Raw genomic sequence first — 20,455 nt, 5'->3', positions numbered from 1 at the left:
GGCACCTGCGAAACGCGGTGCGGATCAGGCGGGATAACAGGTGCTCAACTTTCTACCCAGCATCGATCGCTACATCTTACGGCTGACGCTGGTGCCGATGCTGGGGGTGTTCGCGCTCGCCGCGTCGCTGCTGACGCTCGACAAAATGCTGCGCCTGTTCGATTTCGTCGCGGTCGAAGGCGGGCCGGTGGCGGTTGTATTCAAGATGCTGGGCGCGCTGATCCCGGAATATGCCAGCTTGGCGATCCCGCTGGGTCTGCTGCTGGGCGTGCTACTGGCGTTCCGCAAGCTGGCGACCACCAGCGAACTCGACACGCTGCGCGCGGTCGGCCTGTCGTATAACCGCCTGCTACGGATGCCCTATATCATCACGCTGCTGCTGGTGGCGGTGAATGTTGCGCTGGTGTTCTATGTCCAACCCGTCAGCCGCTATTATTACGAGCAGATGGAATACGAACTGCGATCGGGCGCGTTGGGCGCGTCGATCAAGGTCGGCGAATTCACCACGCTAGCGGATCGCATGGCGCTGAGGATCGAGGAAAGCGAAGATGATGGCCGGCGGCTCATCGGCATATTTGCGCGGGTCGCCAATGCCAGAGGTCAAGTGCTGTCGATCAGCGCGCGCGAGGGGGCGTTCCTGGCCACCCGCGACAATCCCGACACCATCATCCTGCGCCTGACCGAAGGCACGATCATTCAGGATACCGGAATGGAGGAGGACGGCGGCGAGACCCCGCGCGTGCTCAGTTTCAGCCGCCACGACCTGCCGATCGATTTGCCCGCGATCGAGCAATTCCGCGCCCGCGGCGATGCCACCCGCGAATATATCCTGCCCGAACTGCTCAGCATCGGCTGGAGCGGCGACAGCGCCCCCAACGAACGCAATGCCAGCGTCGCCAGCTTCAATTTCCGGCTGGTCGAAATCGTGATGATGTTCCTGATGCCGCTGCTTGCGGTGGCGCTGGCAATCCCGCCGAAGCGATCGACCAGTGCGCTAGGGGTGTTCGTGTCGATCGTGATGGTGGTCGCCTATCACAAGATCAACCAGTACGGCGAAGATGTGGCGGCGCTGGGCCGGCTCGACCCGATCCTTGCATTGTGGGTGCCGTTCGTGATCTTTGCCGTGCTGATCCTGTGGATGTATTACCGTGTCGCCTATGTTCCGGGCGGCCAGGCGATCGGCGTGCTGGAAACCGGGTTCGCCAAGCTGTCGAAACAGGTCGCCCGCCTGTTCGGCCGCCGCCGCCCGCGTGGCAATCCTGCACCGCCTGATCTTGCTGCGCCCAATCTTTCGACGGCGGAATAGGCGGCGATGCAATTCGACTTTTTCCCCTCGCGCACGCTGACGCTGTATCTTGCGAAGATGTTCGTGGTGCGCATCCTTGCGGTGCTGGTGATGCTGGTGCTGGTGCTGCTGGCGCTCGATCTGCTGGCGGCAACGGGCGACATTCTGGCCGCGCCGGGCAACGGGCAGGCGGAGATCCTGCAATATGCCGGCCTGCGCGCGCCGCAGCTGGCATCGCGGTTCCTGCCCTATTCGGTGTTGCTGGCGACGCTGATCACGCTGGTGACGCTGAACCAGAACAGCGAGGTGGTGGCGATGAAGGCGGCTGGCCTCTCCGCGCATCAGGTGCTGGCCCCGCTGCTGCTGACGGCGGCATTGGTGGCAGCGCTCAGCTTCGGCTTCAACGAACGGGTCGTCACCCGCGCCAATGCTACGCTGAAGGCATGGGAAGCGGCCGAGTACGGCCCGATCCCCGTCGCCGACAATTCGGCCGGCGGCTTGCGCTCCAACGTGTATCTCACCGATGGTCGCAATATTCTTTCGGCTGCCACCCTGAGCGGTCAGGGCGAGGATATCGTGCTCACCAACGTCACCTGGTACGAACGCGCGCCATCAGGGATCATCCGCGAACAGGTGCGCAGCCCGCGCGCGACCTATGCCGCGCCCGGCTGGCGGCTGGAGGATCCGGAGCGCTTCGACGTGGCAGGGGCCACCACTGAAAAGACCGGCGCGATGGTGGTGGGCGAAGGTCTCAGCCCGGCACGGATCAGTCTGCAATCGGTCGATCAGGATTCGCTCAGTTTCTGGGAATTGTCGCGGACCATCGACGCTTTCGAGGCTGCGGGTCGCAATACAAACGAGATGCGCTCCAAGTGGTGGCACCGCATTTCGGGGCCGCTCTCGGCGCTGCTGATGCCGCTGCTGGGATCGATCGCCGCCTTCGGACTGGCGCGGTCGGGCCAGTTGTTCGTGCGCGCGATCATCGGCATGGCGCTCGGCTTTGCCTATTTCGTGGTCGATAATGCTGCGCTCGCGATGGGCAGTTTCGGCGGCTATCCGCCGATCCTCGCCGCGTGGGCGCCGTTCTTCCTGTTCCTGCTGCTGGGCGAAACAGTGCTGATCCGGACGGAAGAATGAACTCTCCCAAAAGCCGGGGTGACTGGTCGCTGCGGCTGGCGCGGCCCGCCGATGCCGCGATGATGCCCGGGATCGAACTCGCCGCCGCCAGCGCCTTTGCCGCCGAACAGGATTTCGACTTCTCCCACACCCGGTCGGAACCGGACTTTGCCCGCCTGATCCGCAAGGGCCACTGCCTTGTCGCCCATGTCGGTGAGGCGATGGCGGGGTTTCTGGTGGCCGAACCCTTCAGCCGCGAATTGCACATCTGGGAGATGGACGTTCTGCCCGCCTATCAACGCCGCGGGATCGGCGCTGGGCTGGTGCGCGCCGAACAGATCGATGCGCGCAACACCGGCTTCAAGGCGCTGACTCTCACCACCTTCCGCGATCTGACGTGGAACGCGCCGTTCTATGCGCGGCTGGGTTTCGAGGAAGTCACCGCGCTCGACGCGCACCCGCGGCTGGCGGGCGAACTGGCCAATGAGGCCGATGACGGACTGCCCGCCGAGCGGCGCTGCGCGATGATATTTTTCCTCGATTGAGGTTGGTGCTTAGGCCCGCCGTACCATGGTGCTGCGCGCAATCCGCGCCACCAGCACCAGCATGCCCGGATGGTTCGCGGCTTCGTAGGTCGAACCCGTCCCCAGCTCGCGCGCCAGCCGCCGGTGCGCCTCTGGCAGGTCGTGATACGGCATCGACGGCATCAGGTGGTGCAACGCGTGATAGCGCAAGCCCACCGGCGCCCAGATTTCCGCTACCAGACCCGGCGGGGGTACGTTGACGCTGTCGAGGAACTGCGCCGTCACGGTCATCGCCTCGCCCTCGTTCTCCCACAGATGCGCGACCAGTGTGCGCAGCTGGTTGAGCAGCGCGGTGAGCGAAAGCACCGCCAGCGCAATGGCAAGCGGCTTCCAACCGATCACGAAGGTGCTGGCGATCAGCGCGATCGCCCACAGGCTCGCGCCCGCTTGCTGCCAACGCACGCGCCCCGCAAAGTCGCCTTCGGGAGCCTTGCGGCGGAAATCGGGATTGATCGAGAGCGTCGAAAACCGTTCCCACGTGAAGCGCCGCACCGCAGGGACAATCAGGCCGACCGGATAAAGCACCCCGAACCGCACCAGCAGCGCCACCGGCGCCAGCAGCGCCACAAGCACGAACAGCGGCAGGCTCCACGGCTTCATCAGCGCTAGGGGCAGGTATTCCGGATCTTCCGGCGTGCCGTATTGCGTGCGCTTGTGGTGGATGGTGTGCACGCCTTCATACATGAAGCTGGGCGTCAGCAGCGGAATGCCCACCAGCAGGTTCCAGCCGGTGCGAAAACCGGGCAGTGCATCGCGGTGAATGTGGGTGAGTTCGTGGATGAACATCAGCGCGCGGTACATCGCCAGCGCAGCGATCAGACCGGCCGCGATCTGCAGCGGAAGGCTGGCAGACAGGATCGCGACCGCAATCCCGGCATAGCCCACACCCGCCGATATCAGCATGTCTGTCCAGTAAATCGCAGGCTTGGCCTCACCCAGCCCTCTGGTCAGGTCACGCGCGGCGCGCAGCATTGCCTTGTCATCCTCGGCCATGAACTGGACACGGCTCGCCCGCACGGGCGCGGGCGCAAGCGCATCGGGGCGGGCAGGATCGATGGTCTGGTGCATGGTCATATCTGGCAATCTCTTAAGGCCCGCCCTACTCGAAATCGGGGGGCAAGCCAAACCTGTCCTGTCGGTGAGTGTGATCGATTGTCTTGCGTCTATGGCGTGAGCGCGACACAGACACCTTGATCTTAAGCAAATACGGGGCAACTCGCATGTCAGATGCAATCACTTACCGGTCGGAGATAAGGATCGAGCCGGTCGTCGACAAGCGCGGACGGGCCGCTTTCGTCGATTGCGGGCGCGCGTTTTCGGATCGGCTGGACAATTTCGTCCCGCAGATCCGCTCGGAACAGATCGAACTGGTCGATCCGGCGAAGAACCCCTTTTTCGGTCATGCGCGGGTGCAACTGTTCATCGCAACGCGGGCAAGCCAGCCGGTCGGGCGGATATCTGCGCATATTGATGAACTTGCGCTTGCGATGCCGGCGGATCAGGGCTTTGGCCCCGGCACCGGCTTCTTCGGCTATTTCGACGCCGAGGACGAAGGCGTGGCGCACGCCTTGCTGGCCACAGCCGAAGCGTGGCTGGTGCAGCAGGGCATGCACCGCGTGGTCGGGCCGATCTCCCTATCGATCTGGGAAGAGCCGGGCCTGCTGGTCAGCGGGCAGGGTCATCCGCCGATGATCATGATGGGCCACCATCCCGCGCATTACGCCGGCTGGATCGAAGCGGCAGGGTTTGTCCGGGCCAAGACGCTTTACACCTATGATCTCGACATCACGCGCGGTTTCAACCCGCTGATCCAGCGCATCATCAAGTCCGGTCAGCGCAACGAGCGCATCAATGTCCGCCGGGTCGACAAAAGCCGCTGGGACGATGAGGTCGCGATCATTCTGGCGATCCTCAACGATGCATGGTCGGACAACTGGGGTTTCGTGCCCTTCAGCCCCGCCGAAGTCGCCTATGCGGGCAAGAAGCTGCGCCCGATCATCCACGAAGAACTCAACATGATCGCCGAAGTCGATGGCCGCCCGGTGGCATTCATGCTGACCTTCCCCGACGTGAATGATGCATTGGGCAAGATCAGGGGCAAGCTGTTCCCGTTCGGCTGGATCACCATGCTGCGCTGGCTGCGCCACCCGAAAGGCGCAGGAATGCGAGTGCCGCTGATGGGGGTGCTGAAGGAACTGCACAACAGCCGCATGGCCAGCCAGCTCGCCTTCATGATGATCGAGGAAATCCGGCAGCAGGCCACCGGCAAGTTCCAGTCCACCCGCGGTGAGCTGGGCTGGGTGCTGGAGGACAATCAGGGCATGGTCGCCATCGCCGACACGATCGCGAGCGAGGTGAACCGCGAATACGCGATCTACGAAAGGTCGCTCGGTTGAGAAGCTGTTGCGCCTTTATGCGATGCAGACCACCGAAGGTGGCCGCGAAAGAAAAAAGGCCTCCACTCAGTTGAGTGGAGGCCTTTCGGGATCGTATCACCAGCCGCTTGGACGGGAGGGGGGTCTCGGCGGTGACAAGGCCTAAATGACCGGCCCTGCATGCGGTTCCCGGCTGCCTGAATTTTTTTTCGTCATGCCTTTTGCGGCTTGCGAAAACTGCGTTGTGCGGGGAAATGCAGGACATACGACGATGCGGGCCGGAACCGCTACGATCACGAATCGATTACCCACTTTGCAGCCTTGCTGCCGACCCAACCAGCGGAGCCGCTTGATGTCTCTCGGAAACCAGATCGCCGCGCACCTCCCTTACCTGAGGCGCTATGCCCGGGCGCTCACCGGATCGCAGAACGCAGGCGACGCATTCGTGCGCACCATGCTCGAAGCGGTGCTGGCGGACCCCGAACTCATGGCCGCCATGGAAGGCGGGCGGGTGCCGCTCTACCGCGCGTTCAGCAAGATCTGGACGAGCGCGCAGCCGGAAAACCTGGCAACGGCTGGCGGCGCGGGCGAGCACGAGGCGGGCGCGCAGCACCGCTTGGGCGCGATCACGCCGCCGGGCCGGCAGGCGCTGCTGCTGACCACGCTGGAGGATTTCACCATGGCCGAAGCCGCGGCGATCCTCGAACGCGATCTTGCCGAAATCCAGGCGCTGGTGGCCGAGGCGGTCGCCGGGATCGAGCGCGAACAGAAGACCGACGTGCTGATCATCGAGGACGAACCGCTGATCGCGATGCAGCTGGAAGATCTGGTCGGCGCAATGGGCCACACCATCAGCGGCACCGCCGCCACCCGCACCCAGGCGCGCGAAGTCGTCTCCGGGAAAATGCCCGGACTGGTGCTCGCCGATATTCAACTGGCCGATGGTTCATCGGGGCTGGATGCGGTGGAGGACATTCTTGCGCTGGGCAGCGTGCCGGTGATCTTCATCACCGCCTATCCCGAACGCCTGCTGACCGGCGACCGGCCCGAACCGACCTATCTGGTCACCAAACCGTTTCAGGAAGCCACCGTGCGCGCGGCAATCAGTCAGGCGCTGTTCTTCCGTTCGAGCAAGCCGCTGGATTAGGACGCTAGGGGACTACGCCCTACCCCGCTTCCCTGATCCGGAAATCGGCCGGGCGCCGGACTGGCACGCGCATGGTGCAGACCACGCCTTCGGGCCTGAAATCGAGCGCGACCGGCTGGCGCAATTCGTGGGCCACGATCTTCTCGATCAACTCGGTGCCGAAGCCGCGGCGGCGCTCGGTCGCCACCTTCGGCCCGCCGGTCTCGCGCCATTCGACTTCGGCGAGGTGATCGCCCGCCGTCTGCCAGCGGATCGTCACCTGACCATCCGCCACGCTCAGCGCGCCGTATTTGGCGGCATTGGTTGCCAGTTCGTGCACGGCAAGGCCAAACGACAGCGCATCATTGGGCGCCAGTTCCAGCGGCGGTCCGTCGAGCAGGATCGTATCGTCGATCGCGAGCCGGAAATGCTGCAATTCCGCCTCGATCACCGAACGGATCGGGGTTGCGCCCCAATCGGTCACGGTCAGCAGATCATGCGTGGCCGACAGCGCACGGATACGGCCTTCGAGACTGTCGGCGAATTCATCGAGATCGCGCGTCCGCCGCCGGGTCAGCGACAGGATCGACAGCACGTTGGCGAGCGTATTCTTGACCCGGTGATTGAGTTCGCGGGTGAGCGAATTGCGGATCGAATGCTGTTCCTCGAAAAAGGCGAGCCGCGACTGATCCTCGTAGGCCTGCTGGGTCAGCAGCCGCGCCAGCAGCATCAGCAGGCTCGCCAGTGCCAGCCCGAACGCCAGCGTGACCATCGATAGCGGGGCGAGCATGTGCTGATTGGCGGATTCGACCACCAGCAGCAGATTGCGGTTGCCTATCGTCACCTGCTGTTCGACCCGCTCGGTCGCGGCATCACTGATCGAATGGGCGACCAGCAGGTGCCCGGTGCTCGCTTCGCCATCGTATAGCCGGACGCCGAAATCCTCCGGACTGCTGCCGATCATGGCCGAATCGAGGAATTCGCCTGCACGGAACGGGGTGTAGACGAACCCGATCAGCCGCCGGTCGCCCGGGCCGAAGGTGCGGAACACCGGCATATAGATCGCAAAGGCCGGAAGATTGCCCGATTGTTCCTGTTCCAGCACGATCCGCCCCGATGCGGTCGGGCGGCGGGCCAGTTCGGCTTCGGCCATGGCGGCGGCGCGGGCGGGGTCGGAATACATGTCATATCCCAGCGCCCGCCGGTTGCGCGCGCTTTCGGGCGCGAACATCGTGACCGGCGCGATCCGCCCGGTGGTGGCGACCGGCTTGGGGTAGATATCGGGGAAACCGGGCTGGCTTGTCCGCACCTGCGCCATGAAGTCGGGCACATCGGGCGTTTCGATCACCGGCAGCCAGCCGATCCCTTCTGCCCCCGGGTAATCCATGTCGAGCCGCAGCGCCCGCACGAAATTGTCGAAAGTCTCCGGGCTGACATCGGCGCTGCTCGCAAACAGTGCCGCGCCCGCCCGCAGATAGGACGAAAAGCTGTTGCTGCTGCGATCCAGCGATGCCGCCACGCTTTGCGCATATTCACGCATCATGGCGCGTTCGCGCGCACGCGCGTTGCTTTCGATCGCGAACACGCTGAGCGCGGTGATCGCGGCGATGGCAAGGAAGATCGCCAGCGGGATCGCGCGCGGATAGAGCACCAGCCAGCGGCGCGCGCGCGCGCCTGCAGGCGCAGCAGCGGCATCGCGAACAGGGGTAGATGTGACGCTATCGATGGCTTGTGGTCCTGCGGTAAGGGCGGTTTGATATGTCCGGCGACGGAACCAAACTTATGGCGCATCGTTCCCGAACAGTCCAAGCGCGTTTGCGTTGTAGGTTTGGTGTGGCCTTATGCCGAACCTCAGGGCATCAGCGACACGCCGCAGACCTTATGGGCACACCACAGGCGCGGCGTACCGGGATCAGGGATAACGTCAGGCACCATGGCTTCAGATCGCAAATCACCCCACGCCGGTTCAGGCTCGCCCCAACGCGCGCCGGAATGGGCCGATGGTCTCAAGCAGTTATATGATTCGGTGGTTCAGGAAGACCTGCCCGACAGTTTCAAGGATCTGCTCGCCCGGCTTGACGATGCCGACCCGCGGCACGGCGGCGGACAGAACGACGGCGGGTCGCAATGCCCGGGTGGTCGGGGCGCGCGCGCGTGAGCGATGCCGAACCTGCCAGTCCGGCCCCGCGTTCGGCTGCGGACAAGGCCGATTTCAAGCGTGAACTGACCGAAGTCGTCCCGCACCTGCGCGCGTTTGCCCGCGGGCTTTGCGGCCGCCCGGACATGGCGGACGATCTGGTGCAGGAAACCATGCTGAAGGCGTGGGCCGCGCAGGAACGGTTCGAACCCGGCACTTCGATGCGCGCATGGACCTTTGTGATCCTGCGCAACGCCTATCTGACCGATATGCGCCGCAACCGGTTTCGCGGGGAATATGACGAAGGCGTGGCCGAACGCATCCTCACCGCGCCCGCCGGGCAGGAAGAACCGATTCATCTTTCCGATTTGCACCGCGCGCTGCTGACGCTCCAGCCTGAACGGCGCGAGGCGCTGCTGCTGGTCGGTGCGGGCGGATTTTCCTACGAGGAAGCCGCCGAAATCTGCGGCTGCGCGGTCGGCACCATCAAAAGCCGCGTCGGCCGGGCGCGTGCCACACTGACCGAAATGCTCGCCAACGGCGATATTCCGCGCCGCTCGACCAATGATGACGCCGCGCACCGCGCGATTCTGGAGGAACTGGACGAGGTCGCCGCAGGCAACCTCGCCAGCACACGGATCTGACCGGAATTCCGGCCTGACCAAACAAAAGGCCCGCCTGCATCGCTGCGGGCAGGCCTTCTGATAACCGAATGACGGCTGCGGCGACTTACGCGTAAGTCCACACCGTGCCGCGCGCGAGGTTCTCGCTGGCGAAGGCCCAGTTGAGCTTGTTGTCGATCACCGCGTCGAGATAGCTCGGACGCTTGTTCTGGTGATCGAGATAATAGGCGTGCTCCCACACATCGACCGTCAGCAGCGGATTGAAGCCACTGTCGGCGAGCGTATCGGCATCGTGCGATTCTTCGATCGACAGCTTGCCGCCCTTTTCGGCCAGCCACACCCAGCCGCTGGCGAAGTGGCCTGCGCCGCGATCCTTGAGCTTCTGCTTCAGCGCATCCATCGAACCGAAGACCTCGTCGATCTTGGCGGAAAGATCGGCCGAAGGGTCGGTCGCCTGCGGTGCGAGGCTGTGCCAGTAGAAACCGTGGTTCCAAGTCTGCGCCGAGTTGTTGAACAGGCCTTGGTTGCTGCCTCGCGATGCGGCGATGATCGCTTCGAGCGATGCATCGGCGTGATCGGTGCCTTCGATCGCGGCATTGGTCTTGTCGACATAGGCCTGGTGATGCTTGCCGTGGTGGAACGACAGCGTCTCGGCCGAGATTGCGGGGTCGAGTGCGTCAGCGGGATAGGGCAGCGGGGAAAGTTGGAAAGCCATGGTATCCTCCGTAGGCATAGGGGTGAAACTGGAACGTTCTTAGCAACAACGCACATGCAGGCGAAGAGTTGCAGCGTTACGACGAGGCACTAGCGGCCCGCGACGAACGGTCAACCGCGCTGGTCACCGCCACGTTCATGGTCACGTTGCCGAGCGTGCGCATCAGATCGGGCAGCATCTCGACTGCGACTAGCAACGCCAATGGCTCCACCGGCACGCCCATCGCCAGCGCAATCGGCCCGATCGACACGACGAAGCTGATCGATCCGGGCAGGCTGACGGCGCTGAGGCTGATGACGGCGGCGATCAGCACGCCGGCGACGGCAATGGCGAATGGCACCTCGATCCCGGCCAGCGCCGCGATGTAATACACCACTGCAAGGTTCATCGCCGCGCTGGTCGCCCGGAAAATCACCACCGCCAGCGGCAGCACGAATTCCGCGGTCGAGGCTTTCAGCCCCAGCCGTCCGGCGCTGTCGAGCATCGCGGGCAGGCTGGCGAGCGAGCTTTGGGTGGACAATGCCACCGCCTGCGCGGGCAGCACCGCAGTGGCAAAACGCGCGCCCGTGCGGCCCAGCAGCACAGCGATGACATAGGCGAGCGCGAGGACGAACGTGCCCATCGCAGTCACGGTCAGCACGTAATGGCCCAGCGCCGCGAACGCCCCGCCCCCGCTCTGCACTCCGACACCGAATGCCAGCGCAAACACGCCGACTGGCGCAATCGCCAGCACCCAGCCGATGATCAGCAGCATGACATTGCCGAGCGCGTGGAAGAACCCCAGCAGCCGGTCGCCCTGATCGGCGGGCAGGCGCGTGATCGCCACCGCGAACATCACGAAGAACAGCGTCAGCGGCAGCATCGCGGTTTCGGCAGCGGCGGCGATGATGTTCGGGGAAACCAGCGATGCGGCGAAATCGAGCACGCCGGGCACTTCGCCGACGGTGTCGGGCGTCTGTGCCAGAAATGCGCTTGCCCCGGCAGGCACCGGGAATGCCTTCAACAGCGCAGGCATGGCAATCGAGGCGAACACGCCGCCCGCCAGTTGCACCCCCACCATGATCAGCAGCATCCGACGCGCCACCGTGCCGACGCGTGCGGCCATGATCATCTGCACCAGACCCAGCACCAGCAGCGCGGCGACCAGCGGGATGATCGTCATCTGCAAGGCCCGTAGCCAAAGCCCGCCGATCACCCCGGCAATATCCCCGATCCATTGCGGACCGCCCAGCGCTCCGCTGGCAATCCCCGCCACCAGCCCGGCAATCAGCGCCGCAAATGTCAGCGCCACCGGCAGTCGGATCGATACCAGCGCGAATTTGCCCGCCGCGCCGTCTTTCGCGTTTTCACTTTCCAGCAATAGCCTGTCCTTAAACGGGCCTTTCGCCCTTCCCTTTGGGCGATAACCGCGCCAGAAGCGCGTGACAATCATGCGCGGGATGCGAGGGAAAACGACTTCATGGCACGCAAGCTGTTCGGAACCGACGGGATCAGGGGCCGCACCAATGCCGGCGCGATGACAGCGGCCACCGCGATGCGGGTGGGGCAGGCAGCCGGGCGGCATTTCGTGCGCGGCGGACACCGCCACCGGGTGGTGATCGGCAAGGACACGCGCCTGTCGGGCTACATGATGGAAAGCGCGTTGGTGGCGGGCTTCACCAGCGTCGGGATCGACGTGATCATGACCGGGCCGCTCCCCACCCCCGCGATCGCCTTGCTGACCCGCGAAATGCGCGCCGATCTCGGCGTGATGATCTCCGCCAGCCACAACCTGTTCGCCGACAATGGCATCAAGCTGTTCGGCCCCGACGGCTTCAAGCTGTCGGACGCAGCCGAGGCCGAAATCGAACGGTTGATGGAAACCGACATCCCGCTCGTGCCTGCCGAACGCATCGGCCGCGCGCGCCGGATCGAGGATGCGCGCGGGCGCTATATCCATGCAGTCAAGCAATCGGTTGCCGCCGAAATCCGTTTCGACGGGCTGAAAGTGGTGGTCGATTGCGCGCATGGCGCTGCCTATCAGGTCGCCCCCTCGGCCATCTGGGAGTTGGGGGCGGAGGTGGTGACGCTCGGCGTCAGCCCCAATGGAACCAATATCAACGACGGGGTCGGATCAACGGCAATCACCGCGCTGCAGGCCAAGGTTGTCGAGGAAGGCGCTGATATCGGCATTGCGCTGGACGGCGATGCCGACCGGCTGATCGTGGTCGACGAAAAAGGCCGCGCGGTGGACGGCGACCAGATCATGGCGCTGATCGCCACGCGGATGCACGAAAAAGGCGCGTTGACCGGCGGCGGAGTCGTGGCGACGGTGATGAGCAATCTCGGGCTGGAACGCTATCTCGCGGCGCAGGGCCTGACGCTGGAACGTACCAAGGTGGGTGACCGCTACGTGCTCGAACGCATGAAGGAAGGCGGCTTCAATGTCGGCGGCGAACAATCGGGCCACATGATCCTGCTCGATCACGGCACCACCGGCGATGGCACCGTGGCAGCGCTGCGGGTGCTCGCCAGCCTGGTGCGATCGGGCAAGCCGGCAAGCGAATTGCTGCACGTGTTCGAACCCGTACCGCAATTGCTCAGGAACGTGCGTTACGACAGCGGCACACCGCTGGAGGACAACAACGTCAAGGCAGTGATCGCCGCTGCCGAGGCCGAACTCGAAGGCAAGGGCCGCCTCGTCATCCGCCCGTCCGGCACCGAGCCGGTGATCCGGGTGATGGCCGAGGGCGACGATCAGGCACAAGTGGAACAGGTGGTGGACGCCATCTGCGAAGCCGTGCACGCGGCGGTCTGAGAAAGGTTCACGCCATGCTCGAAATGCGCCCCGATTGCGAAACCTGCGGCACCGGCCTCCCCGCCGAATCCCCCGGCGCGTTCATCTGCAGCTTCGAATGCACCTTCTGCGCGACATGCGCCGAAGACCTCGACGATCGCTGCCCCAATTGCGGCGGCGAGTTGATGGACCGGCCGACGCGGACGAAAGCGATGCACGCCAAGTTCCCGCCGTCAACGGAGCGCAAGTTCAAGGGGTGAGGGACATTCCGGCCCGGACCGGGCGGCAATAATACCCTAGTGTTCGTGCCCGCCCGCATAGCTCGCATATTGGGCCGGGGTCATTTCGGGCATCTGCTTGACGAAGGCGGCAAGATTCCAGAGCGTCGCATCGTCATGCGTCGGGCCGAAGGCGGGCATTCCGCTCATCTTGACGCCGTGCTTGACCAGCCAGAACACTTCCGGCGCGCTCCATTCTCGCGCGGCGGTGGCCAGCGCAGGCGGCATCGGGCGCATCCCGTGCGCCCATTCCGCCCGCCCTTCCCCGACGCCGCCATGGCAGTGCTGGCAATATTCCTTGTATTCGCCTGCCCCCGCAGCGATCATCGCCGGGGTGAACGCGGGCGCCTCGATGTCGTCCGCAGCCCCCTTGACCGCATTGGTGTAAGTCGTGTCGAGCGCCCAGCCGACGACCGGAAGATGACGTTCGGTCGCCGCGACATTGTAACCGCCGGTCAGCACAACCAGTAACGCGATCAGCGCCAGCAACACGATCATGCCGACTGCGCCCAGCAGCGCGCTTTTGACAGCAGGGCTCATCCGCTTTCTCCGATGTTGCAATCATTGAAGCCCGAATATCCGGTTTCCTGATCGGCATCGGGCGGCACCACGATCATGTCGATTTCCCCTAACCCGGCATCGCCCCGCTCTTGGCCCGGACGCAAGGTGACGGTCAGCCCCTGATCGGAAAAGCGCATCTCATCTGTCGCGGGCAGGCGGACCAGCTTGCCGTTGAGCTTGATCGTGCCGGCAGCGCCGGGGGTGTAGACGAACGACGGAAAGGCGACCTCGGTCAGCCGCACCGCGCAATCGCCAGCCAACGGGCGCAGCACCGCAAGATCGGCAAAGGACATTGTCTCGGGCTTGATCAGCGCGGGCGCGACGTTTTCGAGTGCGGCGGCGGCGCGCATCACCGGAGCCGGCGTCGGCGCGTGGTCGATCTGCGCCTCGCGGTCGTTGCCGATCGCGGTGTTGCGGTTGCAGCCCGTCAGCGCCAGCGCGGCCAGTGCGAGCGGCAGGGCAATTAACGTTTGCGGCGCGTTCATGGCTGCACCTCCTCCGGCACGCGCCGGGCCATGCGCACCCCGTTCTGTTCGATGTCCTCGATAAGATAGCGCATCTGCGCAATCTCGCGCCGCTGGGCGAGGATGATGTCATGCGCCAGCTTGCGCACGCGCGGGTCTTTCAGATGCGCGCGCTCGCTCGTCATGATCGCGATCGAATGGTGCGGGATCATCGCGGACATATATTCGCTGTCGGTCACGCTGGTCTGGCTGCGCACCAGCCACAGCGCGACCGCGAAGGTCAGCGCCGCCACGGCCAGGATCACCAGATTGCGCGGCACGCTTTCATACATGCCCCACATGAAACCCAGCATGATGACCATCATGGCTGCTCCCATGACAAACGCCATCCAGAAGCGCGTCTCGCTCCAGAACACGTGGTCGACGTTGTACGTGTTGAGGTACATCAGGACGAACATCACGATGGTGCTGGCGGCGATCATCGCCATGAACCGCCAATACATGCGGGCAATCTCTTTGGATTCCGTCTGTTTCTTGTCGTTCGCCCGCGTCATGTGCTGATCCTCCGGCACCATGTAGACACGTCCGCAGGTTCGGTTTCATATCATGAGTTGCCCGCCTGGCCGGAAAATGCCGTCCGGCCCGCTGTGCGGCGCTTCTGCAAACTTCTCGCCTGCGCGCACGGAATTGCTATGGCTGGCGCCATGACCACGACAACGCGCCCGAGCACCCCTGCCCCGCGAATTCTCAGCATCGCCGGATCCGATTCGTCCGGCGGCGCAGGGATTCAGGCCGATATCAAGACCATCACCATGCTCGGCGGTTATGCCATGACCGCCATCACCGCCGTCACCGCGCAGAACAGCGTGGGCGTGCAAGCCATCGCGCCGATGTCGGGCGATATGGTGGCCGAACAGATCGCCTCATGCATCTCCGATATCGGTGTGGATGCGGTGAAGATCGGGATGCTGCACGATGCCGATATCATCGCCCATGTCGCCCGCGCGCTGGAAGGCGTTCGCGCGCCCATCGTGGTCGATCCGGTGATGATCGCCACCAGCGGTGCGGCGCTGATCGATCCCGAAGCGATCACCGCCTTGCGCGAGGTGCTGTTTCCGCGCGCCGCGCTGATCACCCCCAACCTGCCCGAACTCGGCCACCTGCTGGGCCGCAATCTCACAACCACCGAGCAGCTGGTCGGGGCCGCCGAGGAACTGTCCAACATGACCGGCGCTGCGGTGCTGGCCAAGGGTGGGCACACGTTGGACGCGCGGATCATCGATGTGCTGTATGTTCCCCGCGAACGCGCGGTGCAGTTCGATCACGCGCGGATCGATACCCCACACACTCACGGCACCGGCTGCACGCTGTCATCGGCAATCGCGACGCTGCTCGGCCACCGCCAGCCGCTCGAGCACGCGGTGCGGCTGGGGCGCAATTTCGTGATCCGCGCGATCGAAGCCGCGCCCGGCTTTGGCGCTGGCAACGGGCCGCTGGGGCATCAGGCGGTGCGCGCCAACCAGTCTTCGCGCGACATGGACAAGTAAATACTGTCGCACCACTGATCGCCGATCAGCCAGGTCCGCTCGGCTCGGTGGGTTTCGGCAAAGCCAAGCCCGGCCAGAAGCCGAAGCGAGGCTGCGTTGCGCGGGTCGACATCGGCCACCGCGCATTCGAGCCCGCGTTCGGCAAAGCCATTCGCTAAAACTGCGCGCATCGCCTCGCTGGCGAAGCCCTGCCCCCACACATCCGGCGCGAACAGAAATCCGATTTCCGGGAAGCGGTAGAACCCGGCCTTGCCGATGGCTTGGCCCTGATATTCGACGATGAAGTCCGCTCCCTCAGTCGGGGGAATGGCTGCCATATCCGCCAGCCACTCGCGGCTTTGATCTTCGGATCCGTGCGGCAGGCTCGACCAGAACGCCATCGCCTGCGGATTGGCCAAAATCGCATGCATAGCCGCAAAGTCCTCGGCGGGCCGCACATCACGCAGCAACAGCCGGGGGGTGCGGATCACTGGCTCAGTCCTTCAGCTCATAAAATTCCGCGATGCAGGCCCAGGCCTCTTCTGCGGTTTCGCACCAGGTAAACAGGTCGAGATCGGCTTTCGAGATCGTGCCTTCCTCGGCCAGCGCCTCGAAATCGATCACGCGGTTCCAGAACTCCTTGCCGAACAGGATGATCGGGATCGGCTTCATCTTGCCAGTCTGGATCAGAGTGACGAGTTCGAAGAATTCGTCAAACGTGCCGAATCCGCCGGGGAACACCGCCACCGCGCGCGCGCGCAGCAGGAAATGCATCTTGCGCAGCGCGAAGTAATGGAACTGGAAGCTGAGGTACGGCGTCACGTAAGGATTGGGCGCCTGTTCGTGTGGCAGCACGATGTTCAGCCCAATCGATTCGCTGCCAGCATCCGATGCGCCGCGGTTGCCCGCCTCCATGATCGACGGCCCGCCCCCGGTGGTGACAATGAACTGGCGTTTGCCGTCCTCGATAATCGCCTTTTCGCTGACGAGCCGCGCCAGCTTGTAGGCCTCGTCGTAATATTTGGCCTTCTCGGCCAGCCGCGCCGCGACCTTCTGTTCGTATTCGCTGTCTTCCCGCGCCGCCTCGATTCGGGCTTCGGATTGCGCCGGTGACGGGATGCGCGCCGATCCGTACATCACCAGCGTGGATCCAACCCGCGCTTCGTCCAGCAGCATCTCGGTCTTGAGCAGCTCGAGCTGGAAGCGCACCGGGCGCAGTTCCTCGCGCAGCAGAAAATCGGTGTCGCGGAAAGCGAGTTTGTAAGCCGGATGCGCGGTCTGCGGCGTACGTTCGGGCACGCCCTCGGCAAAACGGGCTTCTTCGCCCGCAGGATAGAACTTGCGGTCGGTCAGGTCTTTGTCGGTCATTGCAAGACCCCTAGTAGGGGTGCCCCAGACCCGCAAGCGGATTGGTTTGCGGCATGTTTCACGTGGAACATCGCCGAGCGAGGCTGGCGTGGGGCAGATTGGGTTCGTGTCCTTTGACACCGAAGATGGACTCAGAGCGCCAGAACAAATCGTGATTTGTCAAAACCGAGTGACAAGAGTTCTGCCCGATCCAACTGATTTTGACAGGACAGAAGACCGAAAGCAGGAAATCAGCGAGTTATTCGGAGCCGCGAGCGCCCGCAGGATAGGCAGCTCTCGACCCACAGTCGGTCGTTCAGGTCGGTCAAGGCAAACGTCTGCTTGACACAAAAGCAGCCGATCGATCGCTCCCGAAGGGACCGTCAGCAAAGCTCCCTCAGTGCGAGCATTGGAGGAGCCTTGCTAGGATGCGGTCAACGGGCATGCGGCGCGATCGTGCCAGAAACTTGCGCTGGTCCGGATCCCACGGCACGGTGGTCGTCGGCCGGGAACTGCGCCTGCGCACCATGGCCTGGATCGAAGATGCGACGCCGACCAAATGCATCGATCGGACCATTCGGCAGTCTTGCACTCAGCCTCGCTCGATGGAAGCTCGCTCGCGCAGGGCATTCACGATATTCTCGTGCGTCTGGCGGTCCAGCCGGTAGCCGCGCAGGATGGCGAGAATTGCGATGCTGCCGGCTGCAGGAACCAGTGCCATGATCGCCTTCATCGCGACCAGCGTCGCGGGGGCCTGGACAGCATTGGCCTCGAAGCCCGCCCGGCTCAGCAGGGCACCGAGCAGCAACGCGTTGATCCCCACCGCCGCTTTTTGAGCGAAGGTCGCAAAGCCGAAGGTCCGCGATTCCGCCCGCACGCCGGAACGATATTCCCCATATTCGATGGTGTCCGGCAGCATGGCCCAGAACATCACCGGCAGTGCTGCGCCACCCAGTCCGATCAACGCTATTGCGGCAAAGGCACCAGGGAGGAATTGCGATGGATTGAGGAAGAACAACACATAGCCTGCCAGCGCGATCAGCAAGCCGGCGTTCAGCGCATCGCGTTTGCTGCGGCGCTTCGACAGCCAAACCCAGAATGGCGTCGAGACCACCAGCAACACCGCCGGCAGCACCAGCGCAAAGGTGGTGAGATCCTCACGGCCTACGTCATACTTGAAGTGATAGAGCACGTTCTTGCCGAACATCCCGAGGCAGATCGATCCGATCACGATCACCCCGAACACGCGAATGAGCGGACCGTTGGAGCGGAACAGGCCGGGGATCGCGGCAATATCGGCCCAAAGCGACTGTTCGGGTGCCGCCTCACTGCCGGCGCCAGGTTCGCGCATCGCGGCCGCGCAGTAAAGCAGCCCCGCCACCGCCAGCGCCCCCGCGAGGCTGGCGGCGACGAGGTAGCCGTAAGCCTCGCCTTGTGCGGCGAAAGACTGAACCACCAGCGGCATCAGCACCACAATCGCGAGGCCGCCGCTGGCCGCGCCGACCATACGGAAGCCCGCCAGAACGCTGCGTTCGTCCGCATCGCTGGTCAAGCGTGCCTGCATCGAATTGAATGGCATCGAAACCACTGTGTAGGCGGTGCGGAGCAACAGGTGTGTGCCCAGCGCCCAAACCCACGGCGCAACGGGCAAGTCGCCCGGAGTGGAAAACGCCAGCGCGAAAGACACGCCGAAGGGCACCGCCCCCAGCGCGATCCACGGGCGGTAACGCCCCCAGCGGGTGCGGGTGCGTTCGGCCAGCGCGGCAATCACCGGGTCCGTTACGGCATCCCAGACCATCGCGACCAGATAGATCGTCCCAGCCAGCACCGGGTCGATCCCCATTACGTCGGTGTAGAAATACATCAGGAACAGGGTCGTGCCCTGCCACACCACCAGGAAGCCGAAGTCCCCGATGCCGAAACCGATGCGCGTCCCCAGCGGAACGCGGTGCTGCGGCGGCACGGCCGGCGCGCTCATGCACCGATCTCGATGTCGTGCACTATCGGCAGGTTGCGCGAGGAGGTGCCGACATGGAGGCGATAGCGGCCCGGGGTGACGGTCCATGCGTCCGCATCGACATCATACCACGCAAAGGCTCGGCCCGGCACCTTGAGAGTGACTTTCGTCGTTTCTCCCGGCGCCAATTCGTGCTTGGCGAAGGCCTTGAGCTGGCGCGGCGGCATGGTCTCGGCCGGGTCGCAGTGCTCGAGATAGAGCTGCACCACCTCGGCCCCTGCCCGCGCGCCGGTGTTGTCGAGCGTGCAGGTCACGCTAATGTCCTCGCCCGCCTTTGCCCCTTCCGGCGCTTCGAGGTCCGACAACGCAAAGCTGGTGTAGCTGAGGCCATGACCGAAGGGGAACAGCGGCGCGATCCCCAGCGCATCATAGTGGCGGTAGCCGACGAACAGCCCCTCGCTGTAGTGGACATGCGACCCGCCCGGATAGTGCAGGAAGGTGGGATTGTCCTCGTAGCGGCGCGGGAAGGTCACGGGCAGCTTGGCCGAGGGGTTGACCGTGCCGGTTAGCACATCGGCCAGCGCGTGGCCGCCCTCCTGCCCAGGCAGCCAGCACTGGACGATCGCCTTGACCTTGCCGGCCCAGGGCATCTCCACCGGGCCGCCGCTGTTGACGCAGACCACCGTGTTCGCGTTGGCGGCGACCACCGCCTCGACCAGCGCATTCTGTTCATTCGGCAGGCGCATCGATGCGCGGTCCATGCCTTCGGTCTCGGCGGTGCTGCCGGGGCCGACGAACACCAGCGCGACCTCGGCGTCGCGTGCTGCGGCGATGGCGGCTTCCGCCCAATCGCGCTTGCGGTAGGCCGCGGACACCAGCAGCGTGCGGATGTCGGCAAGGTCCGGCTTCAGCGTCAGGGCGCGATTGGCCGCGCTGACCGACTCGGCCGTGGCGCGATCTTCGGAAATGGCGGGATCATAGGCCGGGTAAACGGCCCATGACCGCGCCAATCCTGCCCAGGCTTCCGCGAAGTTTTCGTCCCGCTCGACCGCCTGCGTGAAAAGCTTGATCGAGCGCGACACTGGTTCGCGGCCCCGTTGCGCGTAGAGCGCCGTGCCGCGCTCGAACAGGTCGACAGCTTCGCGGTCGGCGGAAAGATCGGCCTGCGCGCGCGGCACCATTGTCAACGCGCCAAGGACGAAGACGATCGCCAGCAGGAGCAGGGCCGCAACAAGGACGCTTCGGCGGCCGAAAGTCGAACCCGCAGGGCCGCCGCTTTCTTCACCGGGCGCGCGGCTTTCGACCCATCGGTCAAGTTCGTCGGCATAGGCGAAGACGGTGCTGCGGGCATCGTGCTGCTGGCGGTGAACGGGCAGAGCCTCGGTCGCTTCCCACCGGCGCGCGCTGCGTTCGCTGACGCCCAGATGAGCGGCGATCCGCTTCCAGCCTACCAGCCTTGCTGCCTGGGTGTCTGTCACTCATCCTCCTATTGCCCGGTCGCCGCCTGGAACGGGCGGCGGCAACAGCGGCCATCAGCGGACATCGGGCCTTTGCCGATCATGCCGACTGGCGGACCGGGCGGCAA

Annotated in this window: 21 protein-coding genes; 10 read left to right on the top strand and 11 right to left on the bottom strand. The window is 64.5% G+C overall.

Annotated elements, in window-relative coordinates; translation table 11 throughout:
* Positions 1-40: 40 nt before the first annotated feature.
* Genes Q0L48_RS11080 through Q0L48_RS11070 form a run of 3 tightly spaced genes read left to right on the top strand, consistent with a single transcriptional unit; the run spans position 41 to position 2,946 of the window.
* A complete protein-coding gene (locus tag Q0L48_RS11080) occupies positions 41-1,306 on the top strand; it encodes an LptF/LptG family permease (protein WP_296720922.1) in 1,266 nt (421 codons plus the stop codon).
* Between the two features lie 6 nt (positions 1,307-1,312).
* A complete protein-coding gene (gene lptG / locus Q0L48_RS11075) occupies positions 1,313-2,422 on the top strand; it encodes an LPS export ABC transporter permease LptG (protein ID WP_296720920.1) in 1,110 nt (369 codons plus the stop codon).
* The gene (locus tag Q0L48_RS11070) at positions 2,419-2,946 is read left to right on the top strand and encodes a GNAT family N-acetyltransferase (protein ID WP_296720918.1); all 528 of its coding nucleotides are present in this window, start codon (positions 2,419-2,421) and stop codon (positions 2,944-2,946) included. The genes lptG and Q0L48_RS11070 overlap by 4 nt, the downstream gene beginning before the upstream one ends.
* Positions 2,947-2,955: 9 nt before the next feature.
* Here Q0L48_RS11070 and Q0L48_RS11065 read toward each other — a convergent pair whose 3' ends face one another.
* A complete protein-coding gene (locus Q0L48_RS11065) occupies positions 2,956-4,059 on the bottom strand; it encodes a fatty acid desaturase (protein ID WP_296720916.1) in 1,104 nt (367 codons plus the stop codon).
* A 146-nt stretch (positions 4,060-4,205) separates the two neighbouring features.
* Between Q0L48_RS11065 and Q0L48_RS11060 the strand changes: the two genes are divergently transcribed.
* Entirely contained in the window at positions 4,206-5,381 is a 1,176-nt protein-coding gene (locus Q0L48_RS11060; RefSeq protein WP_296720913.1) for an N-acetyltransferase, read from the top strand.
* 331 nt (positions 5,382-5,712) lie between these two features.
* Positions 5,713-6,507, top strand: a complete 795-nt coding sequence (locus tag Q0L48_RS11055) for a response regulator (RefSeq protein ID WP_296720911.1) — start codon at positions 5,713-5,715, stop codon at positions 6,505-6,507.
* A 19-nt stretch (positions 6,508-6,526) separates the two neighbouring features.
* On the opposite strand, the gene Q0L48_RS11050 is transcribed toward Q0L48_RS11055, so the two are convergent.
* A complete protein-coding gene (locus Q0L48_RS11050) occupies positions 6,527-8,137 on the bottom strand; it encodes a CHASE domain-containing protein (protein WP_296720909.1) in 1,611 nt (536 codons plus the stop codon).
* A 282-nt stretch (positions 8,138-8,419) separates the two neighbouring features.
* On the opposite strand from Q0L48_RS11050, the gene Q0L48_RS11045 reads away from it, so the two are divergent.
* Entirely contained in the window at positions 8,420-8,644 is a 225-nt protein-coding gene (locus Q0L48_RS11045; RefSeq protein WP_296720908.1) for a NepR family anti-sigma factor, read from the top strand.
* The gene (locus Q0L48_RS11040) at positions 8,641-9,267 is read left to right on the top strand and encodes a sigma-70 family RNA polymerase sigma factor (RefSeq protein ID WP_296720905.1); all 627 of its coding nucleotides are present in this window, start codon (positions 8,641-8,643) and stop codon (positions 9,265-9,267) included. Before Q0L48_RS11045 ends, Q0L48_RS11040 begins: the two co-directional genes overlap by 4 nt.
* An 85-nt stretch (positions 9,268-9,352) precedes the next feature.
* On the opposite strand, the gene Q0L48_RS11035 is transcribed toward Q0L48_RS11040, so the two are convergent.
* Together Q0L48_RS11035 and Q0L48_RS11030 are read right to left on the bottom strand one after the other, a co-directional pair.
* Positions 9,353-9,961, bottom strand: a complete 609-nt coding sequence (locus tag Q0L48_RS11035) for a superoxide dismutase (RefSeq protein ID WP_296720904.1) — start codon at positions 9,959-9,961, stop codon at positions 9,353-9,355.
* A gap of 76 nt (positions 9,962-10,037) precedes the next feature.
* Positions 10,038-11,321: a cation:dicarboxylase symporter family transporter gene (locus tag Q0L48_RS11030; protein WP_296720901.1), complete on the bottom strand. Its 1,284-nt coding sequence runs from the start codon at positions 11,319-11,321 to the stop codon at positions 10,038-10,040.
* A gap of 99 nt (positions 11,322-11,420) precedes the next feature.
* On the opposite strand from Q0L48_RS11030, the gene glmM reads away from it, so the two are divergent.
* Both glmM and Q0L48_RS11020 read left to right on the top strand, forming a co-directional pair.
* Positions 11,421-12,758: a phosphoglucosamine mutase gene (gene glmM / locus Q0L48_RS11025; RefSeq protein ID WP_296720900.1), complete on the top strand. Its 1,338-nt coding sequence runs from the start codon at positions 11,421-11,423 to the stop codon at positions 12,756-12,758.
* A gap of 14 nt (positions 12,759-12,772) precedes the next feature.
* Entirely contained in the window at positions 12,773-12,997 is a 225-nt protein-coding gene (locus Q0L48_RS11020; protein ID WP_296720898.1) for a DUF1272 domain-containing protein, read from the top strand.
* A gap of 36 nt (positions 12,998-13,033) precedes the next feature.
* Here the strand turns inward: Q0L48_RS11020 and Q0L48_RS11015 are convergent, their stop codons facing one another.
* The 3 genes from Q0L48_RS11015 to Q0L48_RS11005 are packed head-to-tail and all read right to left on the bottom strand — an operon-like array spanning position 13,034 to position 14,522.
* Positions 13,034-13,555 carry a cytochrome c gene (locus Q0L48_RS11015; protein ID WP_296720896.1) on the bottom strand — a complete coding sequence of 174 codons (522 nt, stop codon included), beginning with the start codon at positions 13,553-13,555 and terminating at the stop codon, positions 13,034-13,036.
* Positions 13,552-14,061, bottom strand: a complete 510-nt coding sequence (locus Q0L48_RS11010; RefSeq protein ID WP_296720893.1) for a DUF6692 family protein — start codon at positions 14,059-14,061, stop codon at positions 13,552-13,554. Before Q0L48_RS11010 ends, Q0L48_RS11015 begins: the two co-directional genes overlap by 4 nt.
* Positions 14,058-14,522 (bottom strand): DUF305 domain-containing protein, encoded by a 465-nt coding sequence (locus Q0L48_RS11005; RefSeq protein ID WP_296721119.1) that lies wholly within the window; start codon positions 14,520-14,522, stop codon positions 14,058-14,060. Before Q0L48_RS11005 ends, Q0L48_RS11010 begins: the two co-directional genes overlap by 4 nt.
* A 222-nt stretch (positions 14,523-14,744) precedes the next feature.
* On the opposite strand from Q0L48_RS11005, the gene thiD reads away from it, so the two are divergent.
* Positions 14,745-15,587 carry a bifunctional hydroxymethylpyrimidine kinase/phosphomethylpyrimidine kinase gene (gene thiD, locus Q0L48_RS11000; RefSeq protein ID WP_296720892.1) on the top strand — a complete coding sequence of 281 codons (843 nt, stop codon included), beginning with the start codon at positions 14,745-14,747 and terminating at the stop codon, positions 15,585-15,587.
* Here the strand turns inward: thiD and Q0L48_RS10995 are convergent.
* From Q0L48_RS10995 to Q0L48_RS10980, 4 genes are all read right to left on the bottom strand, one after another.
* On the bottom strand, positions 15,542-16,057 hold the full coding sequence (locus Q0L48_RS10995; protein WP_296720890.1) for a GNAT family protein: 516 nt from the start codon (positions 16,055-16,057) through the stop codon (positions 15,542-15,544). The two genes, thiD and Q0L48_RS10995, sit on opposite strands and share 46 nt — an antisense overlap.
* 4 nt (positions 16,058-16,061) lie before the next feature.
* Complete coding sequence (locus tag Q0L48_RS10990; protein ID WP_296720888.1) at positions 16,062-16,934, bottom strand: LOG family protein; 873 nt, start codon at positions 16,932-16,934, stop codon at positions 16,062-16,064.
* A gap of 571 nt (positions 16,935-17,505) precedes the next feature.
* Positions 17,506-18,891 carry an MFS transporter gene (locus Q0L48_RS10985; protein ID WP_296720884.1) on the bottom strand — a complete coding sequence of 462 codons (1,386 nt, stop codon included), beginning with the start codon at positions 18,889-18,891 and terminating at the stop codon, positions 17,506-17,508.
* Positions 18,888-20,348: a glycoside hydrolase family 3 C-terminal domain-containing protein gene (locus Q0L48_RS10980; protein ID WP_296720881.1), complete on the bottom strand. Its 1,461-nt coding sequence runs from the start codon at positions 20,346-20,348 to the stop codon at positions 18,888-18,890. The genes Q0L48_RS10985 and Q0L48_RS10980 overlap by 4 nt, the downstream gene beginning before the upstream one ends.
* Positions 20,349-20,455: the final 107 nt, after the last annotated feature.

This window comes from Erythrobacter sp. (assembly GCF_024305245.1).
Lineage (GTDB): Bacteria > Pseudomonadota > Alphaproteobacteria > Sphingomonadales > Sphingomonadaceae > Erythrobacter.
This window is presented reverse-complemented; position numbering and strand designations above follow the sequence as displayed.

What these genes read in the sequence shown, in the direction of transcription:
- Q0L48_RS11045 (WP_296720908.1), top strand. Translation starts at nt 8,420, where the DNA reads ATGGCTTCAGATCGCAAATCACCCCACGCCGGTTCAGGCTCGCCCCAA.
- Q0L48_RS10990 (WP_296720888.1), bottom strand. Translation starts at nt 16,934, where the DNA reads ATGACCGACAAAGACCTGACCGACCGCAAGTTCTATCCTGCGGGCGAA.
- thiD (WP_296720892.1), top strand. Translation starts at nt 14,745, where the DNA reads ATGACCACGACAACGCGCCCGAGCACCCCTGCCCCGCGAATTCTCAGC.
- Q0L48_RS11005 (WP_296721119.1), bottom strand. Translation starts at nt 14,522, where the DNA reads ATGATCGCCGCCAGCACCATCGTGATGTTCGTCCTGATGTACCTCAAC.
- Q0L48_RS11055 (WP_296720911.1), top strand. Translation starts at nt 5,713, where the DNA reads ATGTCTCTCGGAAACCAGATCGCCGCGCACCTCCCTTACCTGAGGCGC.
- Q0L48_RS11035 (WP_296720904.1), bottom strand. Translation starts at nt 9,961, where the DNA reads ATGGCTTTCCAACTTTCCCCGCTGCCCTATCCCGCTGACGCACTCGAC.
- Q0L48_RS11060 (WP_296720913.1), top strand. Translation starts at nt 4,206, where the DNA reads ATGTCAGATGCAATCACTTACCGGTCGGAGATAAGGATCGAGCCGGTC.
- lptG (WP_296720920.1), top strand. Translation starts at nt 1,313, where the DNA reads ATGCAATTCGACTTTTTCCCCTCGCGCACGCTGACGCTGTATCTTGCG.
- Q0L48_RS11065 (WP_296720916.1), bottom strand. Translation starts at nt 4,059, where the DNA reads ATGACCATGCACCAGACCATCGATCCTGCCCGCCCCGATGCGCTTGCG.
- glmM (WP_296720900.1), top strand. Translation starts at nt 11,421, where the DNA reads ATGGCACGCAAGCTGTTCGGAACCGACGGGATCAGGGGCCGCACCAAT.
- Q0L48_RS10985 (WP_296720884.1), bottom strand. Translation starts at nt 18,891, where the DNA reads ATGAGCGCGCCGGCCGTGCCGCCGCAGCACCGCGTTCCGCTGGGGACG.
- Q0L48_RS11020 (WP_296720898.1), top strand. Translation starts at nt 12,773, where the DNA reads ATGCTCGAAATGCGCCCCGATTGCGAAACCTGCGGCACCGGCCTCCCC.
- Q0L48_RS11070 (WP_296720918.1), top strand. Translation starts at nt 2,419, where the DNA reads ATGAACTCTCCCAAAAGCCGGGGTGACTGGTCGCTGCGGCTGGCGCGG.
- Q0L48_RS11015 (WP_296720896.1), bottom strand. Translation starts at nt 13,555, where the DNA reads ATGAGCCCTGCTGTCAAAAGCGCGCTGCTGGGCGCAGTCGGCATGATC.
- Q0L48_RS11010 (WP_296720893.1), bottom strand. Translation starts at nt 14,061, where the DNA reads ATGAACGCGCCGCAAACGTTAATTGCCCTGCCGCTCGCACTGGCCGCG.